The sequence below is a fragment of the Anaeromassilibacillus sp. An250 genome (genome assembly GCF_002159845.1).
GTDB classification, from domain to species: Bacteria; Bacillota; Clostridia; order Oscillospirales; family Acutalibacteraceae; genus Anaeromassilibacillus; species Anaeromassilibacillus stercoravium.
The window spans coordinates 165,946-183,684 of sequence record NZ_NFJK01000004.1 but is presented as its reverse complement, the minus strand read 5'-3'; the positions used below and the strand labels follow the sequence as shown (position 1 = coordinate 183,684).

Genomic DNA, 17,739 nt, shown 5'->3' with positions numbered 1-17,739 from the left:
GGAGGCCTGAACCTATGGGAAAAGTCATTACCGTCTGGGGCAGCCCGGGGAGCGGGAAAAGTATGTTTTCCTGCATCCTGGCAAAAGCCCTGACCCGCGACAAGCGGAAAGCCATCATCATCAACGCGGAGATCAGCGTCCCCATGCTCCCGGTCTGGCTGCCGGAGCAGATCATCCAGACCAACGCCTCGGTGGGGCAGGTCCTGAGCAGCGTGGAAATCGACACTACACTGGTGGCAAGCCATGTCACTGTGCTCAAAAGCTATCCTTTCATCGGCCTGATGGGCTATTCCGCCGGTGAGAATCCGCTGAGCTATCCGGAAGTCAAATATGCTATGGTACTCCAGCTGGTCAACGCTGCCGCCAAGCTGGTGGATTTCGTCATCCTGGACTGCAGTTCCAGTATGACCAATGTGTTCACCCCGGCGGCGATTGAGTCCGGCGATCTTGTCATCCGCCTGCTCACCCCCGACCTGAAGGGCGTCAACTACCTGAAAGCCCACCAGCCCCTGCTGGTGGATGGCCGTTTCCATTATGACCGGCACATGACCTTCGCCGGCATGGCCCGTCCCTTCCACGCTCTGGATGAAATGGGCTATATCATCGGCGGCTTTGACGGCCTTCTGCCCTATGGCAAGGAGATCGACCGCTGCGCCACTGAGGGCGGGATGTTCCAGGCCATCAAATACTGCAATCCCAAGTACACCGCCTCACTTAACAAGGTGCTGGACGCTTTGGAGCAGATGGAACTGGCCGAGCAGGCGGCAGAGGATGCGGACGACGAGGACGAGTTCGAGGAGGATGACGCCGATGAATAATCTCAACGACATATTCTTCGCGCCGGCGGCCAACCAGGACCTGACCTATGACCAGGTGCTGGAGGATGTGCAGCGGTATTTTGCTGAAAATCACGCCTCCACCATTGCCGAAGCCGGCGAGGGCAACGCCGAGCGGGCCACCACACTGCTCAAAGAGCTGATGGTGCAGTACATCGTCAAGCGGAAATACGCCATTGAGGGGCTGACCACCGAGGAACTGTGTGAAAAGCTCTATGAGGATATGGCCGGTTACTCCTTCCTCAAAAAATGGATCTACAAGCCCGGCATTGAGGAAGTCAACATCAACGCCTACAACGACATCGAAGTGATCGAGGCCGGCGGGCGCAGTATCAAGATCCCGGACAAGTTTTCCTCCCCGCAGCACGCCATTGATGTGGTGCGCCGTATGCTCAACGCCTGCGGCATGGTCATTGACGACACCATGCCCAGTGTGGTGGGCTTTCTGGACAAAAACATCCGTATCTCTGTGGACAAGACGCCCATTGTGGACCCGGATGTGGGCATCAATGCCTCCATTCGTATCGTCAACCAGCAGACAGTCTCCGAGCAGAAGCTGCTGGATTCCGGCAGCGCCACCGCAGAGATGCTTCACTTCCTGATGGCCTGCATCCGGTATGGCGTCAGCGTGTGCATCGCGGGCTCCACCGGCTCCGGCAAGACCACCATCATGGCCTGGCTGCTCTCCAATGTACCCAACAACCAGCGCCTTATCACCATTGAAGAAGGCAGCCGTGAGTTTGATTTGGTCAAGCGGGATGAAAACGGGAATATCTTAAACTCCGTCATCCACCTGCTGACCCGGCCCAGCGAAAATCCGGCGCTGAACATCAATCAGGACTTTCTTTTGGAGCGGGTGCTGCGCAAGCACCCCAATGTTATCGGCGTCGGCGAGATGCGGTCCGCAGCGGAAAGCCTGTCGGCCGCCGAGAGCTCCCGCACCGGCCATACCGTCTGCACCACCATCCACTCCAACTCCTGCAACAGCACTTACCGCAGGATGATGACCCTCGCCAAGCGCAAATACAGCATGGACGACGCCGTGCTTATGGAGATCATGGTGGAGGCCTATCCCATCGTGGTGTTTACCAAGCAGCTGGAAGACCGTTCCCGTAAGATCATGGAGATTCTGGAGGGCGAGGACTACCGGGACGGACAGCTCATTTCCCACACGCTCTACAAGTTTGAGGTAGAGGACAATGTGACCGATGAAAAAGGAGAGATCCATGTGGTGGGCCATCACCGGAAGGTGGGCCTGATCTCGGATACTTTGAAAAAACGGCTCCTTGACAACGGCATCTCCAATAACGAGCTGGCGGAGTTCATGGACGCCCCGAAGGAGGTGGATTAAAGGTTGCAGTGGATCTACATCATTTGCTTTGCGCTGATCAGCGCGGGCCTCCTGGCCCTGTTCGGTGTGCGGCCGGGGGATTTCATCGACGCCCTGTTCCGCTCCCAGCGCAAGGCAGCCACCCTGTCTGACGAACTCAATGTCCTGATGGGTACGCCCGCCAAGGGCTTCTTCAACCAGGACTATGAGCTGAAACAGATTTTGAAAGGCACCGGCCGCTCCGACCGCTATGAGGCGGTCAAGCGGCTGTCGCTGATCCTGTTTGCGGTGGGCGCTGTGCTGGCGCTGCTCATCAACAATGTGTATATGGTGCCGATCCTGGGCATTGGCTTTTCGCTGGCACCCATCTGGTATCTGCGCAGCACAGCCGCCAGCTACAAGAAGCATCTGAACGAGGAGCTGGAGACCGCTATCTCCATCATCACCACCTCATATCTCCGCACGGAGGACCTGATCCGGGCGGTCAAGGAAAACCTGCCCTACATCAATGAGCCGGTGAAGGCCAACTTCGAGGCATTTGTGTACGAGGCGGAACTGATCAACGCCAACCTGGCCAGCGCCATCAACTCGCTGAAGATGAAAGTCCCCAACCGGGTATTTCATGAGTGGTGCAACATCCTCATTCAGTGCCAGTCTGACCGCTCCATGAAAAACACGCTGCCCACCATCGCCCAGAAGTTCAGCGATGTGCGAGTGGTGCAGTCTGAACTGGAGGCCATGATGCAGGGCCCGCGCCGTGAGGCCATCACGATGATGTTCCTGGTGGTCGCCAATGTGCCGCTGCTTTACTTCCTCAATGAAGACTGGTTCCATACGCTCATCTTCACCACACCCGGCAAAATTGCCCTGGCGATCTGCGCAGCCATCATTCTCTTTGCCCTGACGCAGATCATGAAGCTGAGCAAGCCCATTGAATACGGAGGTGACGGCGCATGACCCTTTTAGCACTTGTGGCGATCATCTTCTTTGGTTTTGCCACCTACAATCTGACCTGCGCCTTTGTGGATATTCCCACAAAGAAGACCTCCCGCATGATGATGCTGGCCCGCAAGCAGCAGGGCGTAAAGGCCGAGAAACTGCTGGATGTCTACATCACCAAAATCGCCGGGTTGATCGCTCCGTACCTGAAGCTGGATAAGCTCAAGCGGAACAAGCTGCAGCGGGCGCTGGATATTGCCGGCCTGGAACTGACGCCGGAGATCTATACGGCCCGGGCCTGGGTCACGGCGGGCGCCGTCGGCCTCTGCTCTATCCTGATGGTGTTTCTGGTGCCGCTGATGGTTCCCGTGCTGATCGGGCTTGCGGTGGCACTGTGGTTCTCGACCTATTACAGCGTCTTCGATTTTGTCAAGAAGCGCCGCAAGCTCATTGAAAGCGAAATCCCCCGGTTTGCCCTGACCATTGGGCAGAACCTGGAGAACGACCGGGATGTGTTGAAAATCCTGACCTCTTACCGCCGGGTAGCAGGCAAGGACTTCGGCGCGGAGCTGGACCAGACCATTGCCGACATGAAAACCGGCAACTATGAAAACGCCCTGATCCATTTTGAGACCCGCATTGGCAGCCCTATGCTGTCCGATGTGATCCGCGGCCTGATTGGCGTACTTCGCGGCGACGACCAGCGGATGTATTTCAAGATGATCTGCTTTGACATGAGGCAGATCGAGCAGAACAATTTGAAAAAAGAAGCAGCCAAGCGCCCCAAGAAGATCCAGCGTTACTCCATGATGATGCTCATTTGCATTATGATCATCTATCTGGTGGTCCTCTGCACCGAGGTCATGAGTTCCCTGGGCGCTTTCTTCGGCTGACAGGTATCCGCCCACGCCTCTGGTGTGGGCTTTCCATATACCCGCTCCTACCCGGGGCGAATCTACGATGGAGGTGATGTTTTGTACCGCAGTGGGTTCCCATAGCAGCCGTTATACTGGCTGCCTTCCATCCATTTCCCCAGGGCCGGCCTGTTCCCAGGCCGGTCCTGAACCTACCGTCTGAACAGGAGAAATCCATGTCGAAGAAAAAATATATTCCGCCTGACGGCGAAGATGGGCGGAGGCGCCGGTTCCGGTGGCTTTTGCGCCAGAAGCCGAAAGCGTATCCGGACAGGCCCCACTCCAACAAAAACAGCCTGCTCAAGCCTATCCGCCGGTCCTGACCGGCCACAACCACACCCAAATTCAATATCACATTTACAGGAGGTATTTCCATGAAGAAGTTTACCAGCTGCATCCGCAGCAAAGCGAACGGCCTCGCGCTTCGGGCCCGTATGGCGCTCTCCAACCAGCGCGGCGATTTCTACATCTCTGATGCAGTCAAAATCATCATCGCCGTTGTGCTGGGCGCCCTGCTGCTGGCGGCCCTGACCCTCATCTTCAATGATACGGTCATCCCCCGGATCACGCAGGAGATCGAGGGCCTGTTCGGCGCAGCCAACTAAGGGCTTGTTCGCTTAAATGCCGTCAGCGGGGATCAGCCTGTGGATATTCACAGCTGGTCCCCGCTTTTTTATTTTCTCAAAAAACGACTATTGGAGGTAGAGGATGAAAACATCCTGCAAATTTTATTCCTTTCTGCGGGCCGTCCGTGGGAACTGGCGCAATGCCATCTTTGTCAGCTGTGGCTGCGATGCCTGTATGTATGGCCGGGAGAAGCCCTGTTCCGGATTCCTGCTGACAGTGGATGAGTGCGGGCAGGTCATGCTCCTGCCTGCGGAAACCATCCATGAACTGACTGGTGAGGAAGTAGAGCCCGCCGAGTGCAGTGCCGTCCTGTCGCACCGCTCTTTTGACGCCGCTTTTTCCAAGTACATCGAATGGCATACGCCGGACCCTTCCGCATGTACGCTCAGGCAGCTTTGTCTGGACCTCAGCTGCAGCCAGAACAGCTGATTTTTACACAGAAAGACGCCATCGCGCCGCCTTTGGCGCGTCTTTGGAGGTGATGATTTTATGATGAAGCAAAAACCGATCAAATGTCCTTATTGCCATGCCAATGCCTCGCTCCGTCCGGCCAGTGTGGTTTATGGCTTGAACCGCCGCTCCCAGGGAAAATTTCTCTACCTCTGCGACCGCTGGCCCGCCTGCGATGCCTATGTGAGCGCCCATGACAGGACGCACCGACCTATGGGAACTTTGGCAAATGGAGATCTCCGGCACAAGCGCATTTTGGCGCACCGGGCATTGGAGCAGTTGCAGCAGAGCAGGCACATGGAAAAATGGGAGGTCTACATCTGGCTCCAGGCGAAGCTGGGGCTGGATGAACGGCAGACCCATATCGGCCAGTTTTCCGAATGGATGTGCGATGAGGTCGTCCGCCTCTGCAGGCAGGCCTCAGCTCCTCCCGCCGCCGGACAGGCGGCAGCCTGACGGGAGGTGAGCAAATGACCAGCCTGACGAAACAGCAGCAGGAACTCGTTGCTCAAAACCTGCCGGTGGTGCATTGGGTGATCTGCGATTATATCCATGTGAATCCGACTATCTGCGGCCTGGAGTACAGCGATCTGTTCCAGGAGGGGTGCGTCTGGCTCTGCAAAGCTGCGGCCACCTATAAGGACGATGGGCGGGCGCAGTTTACTACTTACGCCAAAACAGTCGTAAAAAACGGGCTTCTGTCCTATTGCCGGACGATCTGCAACAGGGGCAAGATGTTCAGCCGGCTCATTATTGGAGAGCATGGGGAACTGGCCGCTGACGGCGAAGCCCTGAAGCCGCAGTCCGACGTATTTGACACCCAAGTGTCCCTGATGGAAACGCTGTCGCTTCTGGAAGCCAGCAAACAGGACTATGACGGTGTGGCCCGGCTTGGGATCGAAGCCCTGGCGCTCAAGCTCCAGGGGATGCGGGTCACGGATATTGCGGAACTCTACCAGGTTCCGCCCTCCCATGTGGGTGCATGGATCTCGCGCTCAGTCGCCAAGTTGCGCAGTGACCCCCGCTTTCTGGCAAGCCTGCTTTGATTTTGTTGAAAACCACGGCCTTCCCGCAGTAAAGGATATATAAAAGGAGGCATTGATCGATGGAACAGAAAACTTTATATACTGCAATCGGCCGTCTGGAGCGGGAAACAAATGGCTGCGGCCGGTCCTGCCCAGTCATCCGCCTTGGCGGTCAGCCCTACATGGTGGATATGCAGGAGCTGGTCGTTTGGACTGCCCTGAATTGGCGGATCTCCAAGTGGGAGGATATTTCTTTTCAGTGCGATAAGCTGGCTTCATCTATGGGCGGTGCTGTCAGCCGGCCCTGGGACGACTGCGTGAACCGCCTGCTTACCCGCGGCCTGCTGGTTTCCGGCTGCGGGGAGACCGAATACGATGCGCTGTATGATCTATTGGGTTCCCTGGGCATCATCCCCACCAGCGGCTCTGCCCTGGTGCGCGGCGTATCGTTTATGAAGCTGGTATTCAGCCGTCGCGTTTCAGTCGGGCAGGCGCTAAAGCTGTTTCGTAAAGACCGCCGAACCAACTATGAATCCCGCGTCATGCGGCTTTCCCGGCAGGCCCTGCTTTCCACTGCGGAGATCATCAAATGTGTGGAGCAGGATATCTTCTCCCTCCCCAGCGAGCGGGTCCTGATGGAGAAGGTGTACGGCGACAGCGAAACCACCTGCCAAAATATCGCCAGCCTAATGAAGAACAGCCGGAGCAGCCAGGCGGTAACGCTGGCCGTTGCCAACCTGTATCTGCGCCAGCAAATCATTTTTGAAAGGATCAGCACATGAAAAACCAATGGAGCCAATTTCCCTTTGTCCTGCGGCGCAAAATCCTGCTGACATTCCTGGCCGGGATCGCCAGCATAGCAGTCAGCCTTGTGATCTTCACTGTCACCGCAGACCGCATCCTTCTGGTGCTGGGTGGACTTATTTTTGCCGCTTCTCTGGTGCTGGGCAGCAGCCTATGGCGCACCGCCGCCCGGGGCCAGTACGAAGTGGTGGAAGGGATCTGCGCCGGCGTCAGCTCCCCTATGCTGCGTCGTTACCGCAAGATCCAGCTGATTGATGAACAGGGGGCGGAGCGCACTTTGCTGTTGAGCAAAACCGCCAAGTTCCAGATCGGCGCCCGCTACCGCTTTTATTTTCAAAAAGGGAGCCGGCCTGCCGTCGGAAACGACTATCTGGACGCTGCCCTCTCCACCAATAGTTTCCTTGGATATGAGGTGCTGGAGGATACAATTTCCCTTGATGGAGAGATAGCAAGCAGTGAGCAATCACACCATGAGTAAGAAATAGGGATACGGCACCAAAGCCATAGCTTCAGTGCCGTATCCCTCTATTTTTCTATTCTCATCCAGCGAATAGTTTCGATTTTGCTTGGCATGGTTTGCCCAATAACAATTTTGACTTGATTTCAACTTTACCTATATTTTTCTACATCTATTACTCTGGAAAAATAGTCGCATAAGTTCATGTTGTGAGTCACCATGATTATAGTGACCCCCCTTTCATTTAATTTTTGTAACAGCGACATAACTATTGCTTCATTATTCTTATCAAGGCCCGATGTAGGTTCATCCGCTAATATAATTTTGCTTCCTTGTAAAATCAATTTGATAATGGCAATCCTCTGTTGCTCTCCTCCACTCAACTGATATATTTTTTTGTTCAGCATATCATCCAAACCAAACTTCTTTAAATACTTGTTGATCTTTCTTAATTTCTCCCCTTTGCCTATTTTTTTATATTCAAGGGCCAGCTTTAAATTCCATAATACGCTTTCATCTTCTACCAGCCCATAATTTTGAAAAAGATAACCTATTGTATGCCGTCTAAGGAGCATAGCATTTTTGCTTTTCATGGACAAATTTTTGTAATTACCAATCGTTATCGTTCCCGCCGATATATCGGTAATCAGTCCGATTATATTTAGAAGTGTTGTTTTTCCTGCGCCGCTTTTTCCAATGAGGCCAACAAATTCTCCTTGATCTATCTCTAAAGACAAATCATTAAATAAAACTTGATTTTTTCCATATTCCTTTTTAATATTTTTCAATACGATCAATGACATATTTATGCCCCCTTTTCGATTTCATATAAAGCCTTTTTGATATAAGTCCGGTATAACAATTCACAAAACAGGTAGTCCAGTAGCATGATTGCAAAAAAGCAAGCAAAATAATAATTGATAGCAGTCAAGATTACTGATGCGATTATTTCCATTGCCCAAACAATATAACGGCTCTTTAGTATTTTAAAATGAGAAAAGCCCATAATCTCTTTTAAAGCGTATCGTTTCCGGTTAACAAAAACATCTACATAGTTTGAGATGTATAGAATAAACACCAGTGAAACCACAAATACGATAGCGAACATCGTAAGGGTTTTAAGAACAAACGTCACGCTTTCTAATTGTGTTAAGTAAGGAGTCAGCAATGTTCCTGCCACGACTAACTGTGCCAGATCATATTTCGTTAACAGGGCAGAAAATTCTTCTCTTGACTCTACTGAAAAGAACAAACTTCTATTATTTAAAGCATCTAAATAATAAAGCCCTCCAAAATCTCCTGTATCAACAATGATAATACCACCAGTTATATCCGAAAATCCTTTCTCTGTATTAACCTTTATAGTGGAACTATCATCAATATAAACAATATTAAATTCATTTGCGCGTGTTTCTTCTTGTATCCCGTAATTTTGGTTATAGTTCAGTAGAAGATCATATTCTCCTGCAATGTGTTCTTTTATAAGGCTTTCATCATTTTTATACATATCAGGAATTAAGACCGTTGGTGTACTAAATACACTTTCATCCAAAGGAGTTCCGTTTACTTGAATATTGGAAAATTCCTTTATATAATTTTCATTTGCAATAATAGTTTGTTGGACATAATATGGGCGCGAAGCTCCCATTGGGCCTTGAGCTTCATCACTACCTGTATAATCGCATAACAATGAATGATGGTTCCTATATAGCTCTAAAATTGAGTTTGAATAACGCTCCGATACATCCGGGTTTGATATGGCATAATTATATTCTGCTGAATTAAAGCCATTAGATGTATAATAGCCATCAAGGTATTTATAGTCTAAAACCGCCTGTTGACTTTTCATATAATCTCCACTTTGCTGAAGTAAAGAAATAATGGTAATAGCAATTACAACGGAAAACGCAACTTTTATAAATTGTACAATCACATTTGTGCTTTTGTTTAATGTTTTATTTTTTATCATTGCTTCCAAACGAACAAATTTTATTAAAACGCTTGTTAGAAGCATACAAAGCACATTTACAACTAAGACAATTCCGAAGAAGAATATGCTCATAATCAAATAGGAAAAATCAAAGCGGTTTGTAAATGCGTAATACAGGTTCAGTAAAGCCAACAGAGCTAAGCATACAATAGAGTAGTATTTTACTATACTGAGGATTTGTTCTTTCAATATGCGCAAAGTGGAGAAACCCATACTCTTTTTTATACCTATCTTTTTCAGGCTATAAGAAGTATAGATGCCGTATATTATTAGAATGACAATGAACAGGATAATAAAATTAAAAAGGTTCAACTCTAATATCATGCTATACGGAATAGACGTATCTTCATATTCAATTATTTGTGTAGATAGCTGTGTTGCGAGTTGATCTATTTCCTCAACAGATAGATCCGTATAGAATATGCCTACGCTGTCTAAAAAATCTTCTATTGTTAATTCGTAATATTCAAATTCGATTGTACTGGACACAGGTTGTTTTTGTGAAAATTCATCCAGGGGATAGCAATATAAATCATAAGTAGATTTATCCGTCGTAGTTAGTGTGTTGTTGATGATTTCTAACTTATTGTTCGGATAATCCTCAATGAATGCAGTATAAAATTGATTGAGGATCTCCGGCGATGTTTCTTCAATCATATAACCACTTAAATTGTCAGCGGCAATATTATTTTTCTCGTATATATTGTAAATTGAGCTATTGAAAATATATGCGAATAACAATATCTCAAGGAAAACGAAAATCTTCAAAAAGTTTTTCATACACTATATCCCCCTCGAAAAATGATATCTTTTTTATATTATAGCAGTACATCTTAAATTTCTACTATCATAAATCTTATATTTTTTTCTATGGTATAGTTTTTACCCGGACTTTATTACATTTGAACCACTATCAGATTGATTTTGTAGAACCATTTTTTACCACCATTTCAAAGTTTCTTAATATGCCAAACTCAGAGCCCTGTAAAAATCACACATTGTTCAGATACTGCTTTTGCGCACAGATTTACCGTAGCAAATCGGTTGAATTTATTCAGCTATAGCATTTATTATATAACACATGGGGAACAGCCGTCAACGAATAACCCAGACATTCAAGGCATCATTTAAAAGTAAAAATTCTTGATACATTGCAAGATTTTCGTTGTTTTCTCATATTTAGTGAGCATCGCTATCCGAGGTTGGTACGAAGTGGTAGAAGGCCTCTGTGCCGGCGTCAGCACCCCTGATGGAAAGATAGCAAGCAGTCCATGAGTAAAGAAAAGGGATACGGCACCAAAGCCATAGCTTCAGTGCCGTATCCCTCTATTGGGAAAGTTTTTCGGCATAGCGGCGGGTGGTGCCGTATTCGCTGCCGTAAATGATAATTCTTTGCATGGTGGACCTCCGTTGTAGTTGTCTGTATCAGAATGCTACCAACATAGTGGAAATGAAATTTCCGGCTCCGTGGAGCAGGATGCTGGGGAAAATAGAGCCGTTGTAGAGCTTTTCATTGAGCCAGCCCAGCAGTAAGGCTCCCGCCCCGGTAAAGCAGAACATCAGGCAGTGGAACCACAGGCTCACTTCCATACCGGCAACAAGATAGAGCAGATTATGCATCAGCGCAAAAAGCGCCGCCTGCAGGATAATGCCGGGTACAGTTCCCAACTTGGCACATAGCCGTTTGCACAAAAATCCCCGAAACAGGATCTCTTCAGCCACGCCATTGGCGATAAAATTTTCAATCAGTGCCGGGAGGATCGCCGCCGCTCCCAGCCCGGCAAAAGCATTGGCAGACACAGACCCGTTGCTCTCCAGATAGTCCAAGGTGGCCTGATCTACAAGCTGCATGAAATCAAAGCTGTAGAAGAAGTAGTAAATCAGGGCAAATAGAAGAAGCACATACCACCTACTCTGGAATTTGGGGGGATAAAACCCCAGCCATGTAAAAAAATGTGTCTTTTTGCGATAGCGAATCAGCCACCACAGAAAGGGGATCGCAGAAAACACGATAAGATTGACAAGAGCGGTAGACACACTGGATAAAATCATCTTAACAAAACCTCCGTTTCTAATTTAGCTCAGCAGATACACCGAGTCGGTTGATCTTTTTCAGCCATAGCATTGACTATTATACAATACAGCGTGAACAAGCGCAACGAATAACCCAAACTGCCTCTTGTTTATTAACGAAAAAGAAAAAATTCTTGATGTGCTGCAGAATCTGCGCTGTTTTCTCCTATTTAATAGGCGGAATACTTAAAAGGAGGTTCACCCCAATGTATAAGCCCCACACCATTGAGCAATACAAGATCCAACGTTTTCTGGACGAAACCTTTGCGATGGAGCATTTCCTGGTCTCGCCGCTGTCCCGCACCTCGCTCTTGCTGGAGGATGAAACCGGCGAGCAGCTTGCTTTCGGCTTTTTGGATGACGAAGTGCGTGAGATCCCGCTCCCGCCGCCGGCCGCCCCGGAAGAAATCAAAGATTTCATCCGGCGCTTCCGGTCCCTCAATCCCAAACCGCGTCTGCGTACCTTTGAAGATATTACCCGCTGGTGGCTGGACCACCCCAATCCTCTGACCTACCAGCAGGCCCTTGGGCTGTCGGACGAGCTCTACCACCATTTTCTTTCCCGCCCCATGATCGACGAGGATGACGCTTATCGTCTGGCTTCTTCCGGGCTTGTCAGTGAAGATGATTACCGGGATATTCAGCTCTGGTATCTCAACAGCAACGCCGCTGCCCGCTGGCTCGGTCCACTCGGCGTAGATGGGACAGGCAATCTCTATGGCCTGACATTCGGCTACGGGACGCCGGCAGCCCGTACACTCAGATTCTATCTGCTGGATGATTACTACCGCGACATGAACCATATATTGTGATTCGCCTCGCTTAAATATCTATATATAGTATAATACCGCTTGACAAACACAAGATATAGTATTACACTTATCTTGTAATTGATTTTTGTGCGTTTCCCCTTGTGGGATACAGACTTAGCTTCTGTACCGCAGATTAAAAATCTGCATTGCACACGCAGTCAAGGTTGTATGCTGTATCAAGTGTCAGTGGTATTGCCGCGCCCTTTCGGGGCTGGTATCTGCTGGCACTTTTTATATATAGATATTAACGCCAGAGGCGAAGAAAGGAAGTGTTATGGCACAAATCGTTGTATTTGGCCGAGTCATGCACGAGCTTGTCCCGAAAGAGGGCCAGTCAAAACAGCAATATGTCTGTTTCGACCTGATGGAGCGTTCCGGCAACACCCCGCCGGACTACTACCAGGTATGGGCCCGCGGTGACGATGTTACCCGGCTCATGCGGCTCAAGGTCAAAAAGGGAAGCATGATCTGGCTCACTGGATCGCAAAAACTGGTGGATGTTCGCCAAAAGGACGGAACCACAGTCAAGAAGCTGAAAATATGGCTGACGGACTTTGGATTTCTCCCCGGGCAGTCCTCCAAAGCAAAATCCGAAAGTGAACAGCATGACCCTGACGAAGCGGCGCCTGTTCCGTCACCTCCCGAGGTGATGAATGGCGACCGCGAACCCCTGCCGGAATAAAAGCCGGCGCAGTAGAGGGACCGTATCAAGTTTTCAGAATAATCTGAAGCTTGGTGCGGTCCCTCTTTTTTTGTTTTCAGGCAAAATCTAAAGGAAGGACGGTAAGAAAATGAGTAATGACAAGGGACTTTTGAGCGGCAGCATCACCATCTTGATCGGTGCTGTCATCGCCATCATGGCTCTGGTGCGCGGGCCGTGGCAGGCGTGGCTGCTGATTGGGGTATTCACCCTTTGGGGGCTTTGGGTCGTTCTGATCCTCCTGCTCCCGTATATGCAGCAAGCCAAACGCCGCCGGCAGCGCCAACAGAGAGAACGTCGGCTACACGCTGAAGGCATTGCCCAGAGCACATTCCAGGTCCCGGAACTGGAGGAACCTGTTTCAGACGACCTGCTGCTCCGCTATGCCAACCACCGGATTCTGGCCTATCTGCGCTCGTCGTATTCTGAGGCCTGCTTTGAGTGGTGTGAGAAACGGCCGGCAGAGCTGATCCGCACCAATGGCACTGGGCGCATCCGGCTTCACAATGTAGATGGATTCGACCATGCAGACATCACATTCGGCCAGGACGCGACGATCCAGTGTGACCTGCTCAAAATCGTGCCTCTGTCCAAGGCTGGCACAGAACAGGGCGATGAAGCCAATATCCCGCCCAACAAGCAGCCCATTGATCCGCGCATCTGGTATGAAAACTGCGGGCGCGAAGTCATGGAAACGCTGATCGCCGACCTGAATTCCCGTGGACACAGCAAGCTCACACTGCGCGAAAACGGCGACATCTGCATCCAGCAGGACGATGAACTGGTGCCGCAGGAACATCTTGCGAACTTTCCCGCGAGGGTCTACTGGCCCCGCTTGGTGGAAGTGTTTGAAAGCAAGGGCCTGTCGGCTGAAACCACGGCGCAGGGCATCCAGGTCTCCTGGTGACCGCCATCACCCAGAGAGGGGAGTGAAATCACAATGAAATCAGGGATCAGTCTTGTAGACATGGCAAAGGAGATCCAGCGCCAGGCTGATTTGAAAGCCGACTATATGCTGGACACCCGCAGCCTTCGTCTGGAGCCTTTTGACTCGAAGCTGTACCTCAACGCCTATGACCAGTCCGGTGTCCCGGCGCTTGAACCGCTGGAGGTCAATTCCATTGCCCACCGGCAGATCGGCACACACCTGAAAATCCCGGCTGCCTACTATGACAAGATGCTGGAGGAATATCCCCAACTGCTGGCGCAGAATGTGAACGCCTGGTTCCAGCGGGAGCCCTCTGTCCGTATGATCCGCACCATTGAGGGTACGGCACGGGCATTTTTAAGCAACCGCTACCGGCGCATTGACAACCTTGATATTGCGAGCATCGTCCTTCCTGTCCTTCAGGATATGGAGGGAATGCACTTTGAGAGCTGCCAGCTCACGGAAAGCCGTATGTATATCAAGGTAGTCAACACCCGCCTGGAGGCCGAGGTCGTGCCGGGCGACATCGTTCAGTCCGGCATCATCATCAGCAACAGCGAGGTGGGACTCGGATCGGTGAACATCCAGCCGCTGGTCTACCGGCTGGTATGCAGTAACGGTATGGTCGTAAACGATGCCCAGACGCGCCGCACTCATGTGGGCCGCGTCAATGAGGCTTCGGAGAACTATCAGCTGTATTCGGAGAAGACGCTGGAGGCCGACGACAAAGCCTTTGCCATGAAGATCCAGGACACGGTGCGGGCCGTGGTAGACGAGGTGCGCTTTACCCGTGTAGTCAACATGATGCGGGAGGCCAAGGAGGCCCGCATAAATACCACCGATGTCCCCGGTATTGTCAAGCTGGTCAGCAAGGACTTCCACATCACCGATGAGGAAAGCTCCGGTGTGCTGCAGCGGCTGATCGAGGGCAACGACCTGACGCTCTATGGTTTATCCAATGCGGTGACCCGCCACAGCCAGGATGTTCAGGACTATGACCGGGCGACTGCACTGGAGGGCATCGGTTACAACATTCTCTCCATGCCGGCAAGGCAGTGGAGCCGTATCAACCAGCTGGCCGCCTGAGTGGCTGCCAACCATCCAATTTTAAGGAGGAACGAACTATGTACGAACAGAACACTTCTATGATGAACACTCCTGAGCGGAACACTTTCCTGCTCCCTGCGATGGTGGAGGGTGATTTCAGCAGCGATGAGATCGCGGAGGATGCGGACGGCCTGCAGATGATGAGTTTCCAGCGGGTGAAAATTCCCGCCGGCGGCGCCCTGCAGTTCGAGATCCCCACGGAAGACCCCGACAATCCGGATTATGCCCGGACCCTGGAAGGAGTCATTCTCTACAATCATTCTGCCTATACCCTGTGGCCGGAAGGCAGCGAGTATGACGAGGACACCAAGCCTCTCTGCTCTTCTGTGGACGGCAAGACGGGCATTGGGGAACCGGGCGGCGCCTGCGCCACCTGCCCGATGAACGCATACGGTTCGGCCAGAGACGGCGGCCGCGGCAAGGCCTGCAAGAATATGCGGGACATCTACCTGCTGCGCAGCGGCGAGTACATGCCTCTGCTGATTTCTCTGCCGCCTACCAGCATCAAGCCGTTCAAGGAGTTCCTGAACCGGGCCTTTGTCTACCGCCGGCGCGCCACCTATGGCAGCCTGATCCAGATCGGGCTCAAGAAGGAGAACAATGGCAGCAACGACTACAGCGTTGCCACCTTCCGCCTTGTGCGCGACTTCCAGGGCGAGGAACTGGCGCAGATCCGCGCCTATGCTAATGGCTTTAAGGAGCAGATCAAGGCCATCAACATCCAGCGGGCCCTGATCAACGAGGAGCAGCGTACCAACGACTGCGACTATGTGATCCCGGAGTCCGCTACGGCGCCCGGCAGCCCCGATGGGAGCTATGTGGTCGGTGAGATCAACGGCAACTACGAGAAGCTGCCTGCGTAATGAGTTTTGTTGCGGCCTCAGCCGCATGACATGTCATCAAGGGATACCTTCGGCTCACGCCGGGGGTATCCCTTTTTTGCTTTAGACTGGAGGAAATATATATGTTATGTGAAGTACCGTTAACAAAGGAGCAACAGGAGTTTGCCGCTGAACATCACGGCTTGGTCTACAAATTTTTGAACGACAACCATCTGCCGGACGATGAGTTTTATGATGTCGTCATTTTCCCTTACCTGAAGGCCGTGCAGGATTATTTTTCAGATGAATCGGCCCAACGCTATTCATTCGCAGCGATTGTCCGGCACAGAATGCGTCTGTGTGTCTATGATTACTTTCGTTCGCAAGCTCGCCGCAAGCGCAACGCTGAAATCCTCAGCATTCACATCGGCCTGTACCCGGACGGCGTGCCCCTGGAGGAACTGCTGCCGGCGCAGGATGATCTGATGCAGGAATTTGAAATGAAGCAGCTGCTCCATGACCTGGCTGGCCGCGTTTCCAGGCAGCAAATGAACATCGTCCGCATGAAGGGCTGCGGCTACGGCATCCGTGAGATCGCCAGCCGTGAAAAACTCCCCATGAAACGCATCAAGGAGCTTCTGGAAGAGGTCCGCACAGTGTTTCTGGAGTTGTGCTATGAGTAAATGCCTGCCGTCCCTGGCAGGTCAATATTAAAACTGAATGGAGGCTGAATATTATGACGAAATCGAAAAAATCCATTGTAATGCACGGAACGCTTCTGGCTCCGCTGGTTCCCGGCCACTGTGCCTACCTGCGTGCCAACGGCTCGGACTACCGGACCTCGCCCGTTGTGGCGATCCACGAGCAGTCCGGGGATCTGGTGCATTTTGAAACGCTCAACTCCAACCACTTCCTTTCGATGGACCCTTTCCCGCTGGCGGCCGCCAGCCCGCTCCCGACGGTTCTGGCCGCGTGCGCATAGAGAAGTCAAAACAATAAGGGGGAATGCCCCATAGGTCCCGGCCGTGGCAGGCGTACTTGTCTGCCGCGGCCTTTTTTATGGAGGAATGTATGGAACAATCCAAAAACCTTGCTGTTTCCGTAAGCGCCAAGGAGTTTGTCACATACCAGTGCAGCCAATGCGGCCATTGCTGCCGCCGCATCGAGGGCTGTGTCATGGTGGAAAGCCTGGACGCCTACCGGATGGCAAAACACCTTCGAGAGCAGCATTGCGGTGTCAGCAGTACGGATGATGTGCTTCTCCAATACTGCGAGCCCACACCGCTCACCGATGAAGGGTATCCCATTTACACACTCAAAACAGTTGGAGCAGAAGCAGCCTGTGTTTTTCTGCAGGGCAACCATTGCAGCATCTATGCCGCCCGTCCTAGAACCTGCCGCCTTTATCCATTTTCGGCGGGGCCCGGTGAGCGCGGCCGGGATTTTGAATACTGCCTCTGTTTTGATGATAACCAGCAGTATCACTTCAACGGCGGGAAGGTGCTTGTCAAAGACTGGCTGTACCGCAACTTCCCACGGGAAGATAAGGAATTCTTGAAGCAGCAGTACCGGGCCATCCCGGAAATCGGCAAGCTGATGCGCCGCATACCAGAGGAACTACGCCGGGCATCTGTGTTCAAGATCCTGTTCTATCACTATTACAACTTCGACCTGGATCAGCCGTTCCTGCCCCAGTATGAACAGAACAACCGCAGCCTGCTTCATGAACTTCGTCAGCTGGCGCTTCTGGGCTGAGGCGGCGCCTATGATGTACGCACTGGAACACTTTTCAGCCCAGGGAACCGGCGGCCGTCTATGTCGATGTTGGGTACAGTACGCTATCTGTGGAAAATATGAAATTTTAGAAAAGGTCTGCCAAAACCAGCGCCGGCCGGAGGAATGGCGGGTAATTCCTCTGGCAGCAGG

The 17,739-nt window shown here is 51.4% G+C and carries 22 protein-coding genes; 19 read left to right on the top strand and 3 right to left on the bottom strand.

Going from position 1 to position 17,739, the window contains the following annotated elements; genetic code table 11:
• Positions 1–14: 14 nt before the first annotated feature.
• The 11 genes from B5F54_RS05230 (at position 15) to B5F54_RS05185 (ending at position 7,403) form a co-directional block, all read left to right on the top strand.
• Positions 15–818 (top strand): hypothetical protein, encoded by an 804-nt coding sequence (locus B5F54_RS05230; protein WP_087231470.1) that lies wholly within the window; start codon positions 15–17, stop codon positions 816–818.
• A complete protein-coding gene (locus B5F54_RS05225) occupies positions 811–2,187 on the top strand; it encodes a CpaF/VirB11 family protein (protein WP_087231467.1) in 1,377 nt (458 codons plus the stop codon). Before B5F54_RS05230 ends, B5F54_RS05225 begins: the two co-directional genes overlap by 8 nt.
• A 3-nt stretch (positions 2,188–2,190) precedes the next feature.
• The gene (locus tag B5F54_RS05220) at positions 2,191–3,123 is read left to right on the top strand and encodes a type II secretion system F family protein (protein WP_087231464.1); all 933 of its coding nucleotides are present in this window, start codon (positions 2,191–2,193) and stop codon (positions 3,121–3,123) included.
• Positions 3,120–3,998: a hypothetical protein gene (locus B5F54_RS05215; RefSeq protein WP_087231461.1), complete on the top strand. Its 879-nt coding sequence runs from the start codon at positions 3,120–3,122 to the stop codon at positions 3,996–3,998. Before B5F54_RS05220 ends, B5F54_RS05215 begins: the two co-directional genes overlap by 4 nt.
• Before the next feature lie 197 nt (positions 3,999–4,195).
• A complete protein-coding gene (locus B5F54_RS17555) occupies positions 4,196–4,342 on the top strand; it encodes a hypothetical protein (RefSeq protein WP_172749581.1) in 147 nt (48 codons plus the stop codon).
• Positions 4,343–4,393: 51 nt separating this feature from the next.
• The gene (locus tag B5F54_RS05210) at positions 4,394–4,624 is read left to right on the top strand and encodes a DUF6133 family protein (RefSeq protein WP_058963714.1); all 231 of its coding nucleotides are present in this window, start codon (positions 4,394–4,396) and stop codon (positions 4,622–4,624) included.
• Positions 4,625–4,727: 103 nt separating this feature from the next.
• Positions 4,728–5,075, top strand: a complete 348-nt coding sequence (locus B5F54_RS05205; protein ID WP_242969638.1) for a hypothetical protein — start codon at positions 4,728–4,730, stop codon at positions 5,073–5,075.
• A 60-nt stretch (positions 5,076–5,135) separates the two neighbouring features.
• Positions 5,136–5,552, top strand: coding sequence for a zinc-finger-containing protein (locus B5F54_RS05200; RefSeq protein ID WP_087231458.1), 417 nt, complete (start codon positions 5,136–5,138; stop codon positions 5,550–5,552).
• A 14-nt stretch (positions 5,553–5,566) separates the two neighbouring features.
• Complete coding sequence (locus B5F54_RS05195) at positions 5,567–6,142, top strand: sigma-70 family RNA polymerase sigma factor (RefSeq protein WP_087231454.1); 576 nt, start codon at positions 5,567–5,569, stop codon at positions 6,140–6,142.
• A gap of 59 nt (positions 6,143–6,201) precedes the next feature.
• Complete coding sequence (locus tag B5F54_RS05190; RefSeq protein ID WP_087231451.1) at positions 6,202–6,903, top strand: hypothetical protein; 702 nt, start codon at positions 6,202–6,204, stop codon at positions 6,901–6,903.
• Positions 6,900–7,403, top strand: coding sequence for a hypothetical protein (locus B5F54_RS05185; protein ID WP_087231448.1), 504 nt, complete (start codon positions 6,900–6,902; stop codon positions 7,401–7,403). The genes B5F54_RS05190 and B5F54_RS05185 overlap by 4 nt, the downstream gene beginning before the upstream one ends.
• A gap of 131 nt (positions 7,404–7,534) precedes the next feature.
• Here the strand turns inward: B5F54_RS05185 and B5F54_RS05180 are convergent, their stop codons facing one another.
• The 3 genes from B5F54_RS05180 to B5F54_RS05170 all read right to left on the bottom strand — a co-directional run bounded on the left by B5F54_RS05180 (position 7,535) and on the right by B5F54_RS05170 (position 11,424).
• Positions 7,535–8,185: an ABC transporter ATP-binding protein gene (locus tag B5F54_RS05180; RefSeq protein WP_087231445.1), complete on the bottom strand. Its 651-nt coding sequence runs from the start codon at positions 8,183–8,185 to the stop codon at positions 7,535–7,537.
• Positions 8,186–8,187: 2 nt separating this feature from the next.
• The gene (locus tag B5F54_RS05175) at positions 8,188–10,152 is read right to left on the bottom strand and encodes a hypothetical protein (RefSeq protein WP_087231442.1); all 1,965 of its coding nucleotides are present in this window, start codon (positions 10,150–10,152) and stop codon (positions 8,188–8,190) included.
• 645 nt (positions 10,153–10,797) lie between these two features.
• The gene (locus B5F54_RS05170) at positions 10,798–11,424 is read right to left on the bottom strand and encodes a CPBP family intramembrane glutamic endopeptidase (RefSeq protein ID WP_087231439.1); all 627 of its coding nucleotides are present in this window, start codon (positions 11,422–11,424) and stop codon (positions 10,798–10,800) included.
• A 227-nt stretch (positions 11,425–11,651) separates the two neighbouring features.
• Between B5F54_RS05170 and B5F54_RS05165 the strand changes: the two genes are divergently transcribed.
• The 8 genes from B5F54_RS05165 (at position 11,652) to B5F54_RS05130 (ending at position 17,568) form a co-directional block, all read left to right on the top strand.
• Complete coding sequence (locus B5F54_RS05165) at positions 11,652–12,257, top strand: hypothetical protein (RefSeq protein ID WP_087231436.1); 606 nt, start codon at positions 11,652–11,654, stop codon at positions 12,255–12,257.
• 274 nt (positions 12,258–12,531) lie between these two features.
• Positions 12,532–12,939: a single-stranded DNA-binding protein gene (locus tag B5F54_RS05160; protein ID WP_058963720.1), complete on the top strand. Its 408-nt coding sequence runs from the start codon at positions 12,532–12,534 to the stop codon at positions 12,937–12,939.
• A 109-nt stretch (positions 12,940–13,048) separates the two neighbouring features.
• A complete protein-coding gene (locus B5F54_RS05155) occupies positions 13,049–13,864 on the top strand; it encodes a hypothetical protein (RefSeq protein ID WP_087231433.1) in 816 nt (271 codons plus the stop codon).
• 33 nt (positions 13,865–13,897) lie between these two features.
• Positions 13,898–14,971 (top strand): DUF932 domain-containing protein, encoded by a 1,074-nt coding sequence (locus B5F54_RS05150; RefSeq protein WP_087231430.1) that lies wholly within the window; start codon positions 13,898–13,900, stop codon positions 14,969–14,971.
• Positions 14,972–15,009: 38 nt separating this feature from the next.
• Positions 15,010–15,855 carry a hypothetical protein gene (locus B5F54_RS05145; RefSeq protein ID WP_087231427.1) on the top strand — a complete coding sequence of 282 codons (846 nt, stop codon included), beginning with the start codon at positions 15,010–15,012 and terminating at the stop codon, positions 15,853–15,855.
• Positions 15,856–15,956: 101 nt separating this feature from the next.
• Positions 15,957–16,496, top strand: coding sequence for an RNA polymerase subunit sigma-70 (locus B5F54_RS05140; RefSeq protein ID WP_087231424.1), 540 nt, complete (start codon positions 15,957–15,959; stop codon positions 16,494–16,496).
• A gap of 53 nt (positions 16,497–16,549) precedes the next feature.
• Entirely contained in the window at positions 16,550–16,795 is a 246-nt protein-coding gene (locus B5F54_RS05135; RefSeq protein ID WP_087231421.1) for a hypothetical protein, read from the top strand.
• An 89-nt stretch (positions 16,796–16,884) separates the two neighbouring features.
• The gene (locus tag B5F54_RS05130) at positions 16,885–17,568 is read left to right on the top strand and encodes a YkgJ family cysteine cluster protein (protein ID WP_087231418.1); all 684 of its coding nucleotides are present in this window, start codon (positions 16,885–16,887) and stop codon (positions 17,566–17,568) included.
• Positions 17,569–17,739 lie beyond the last annotated feature (171 nt).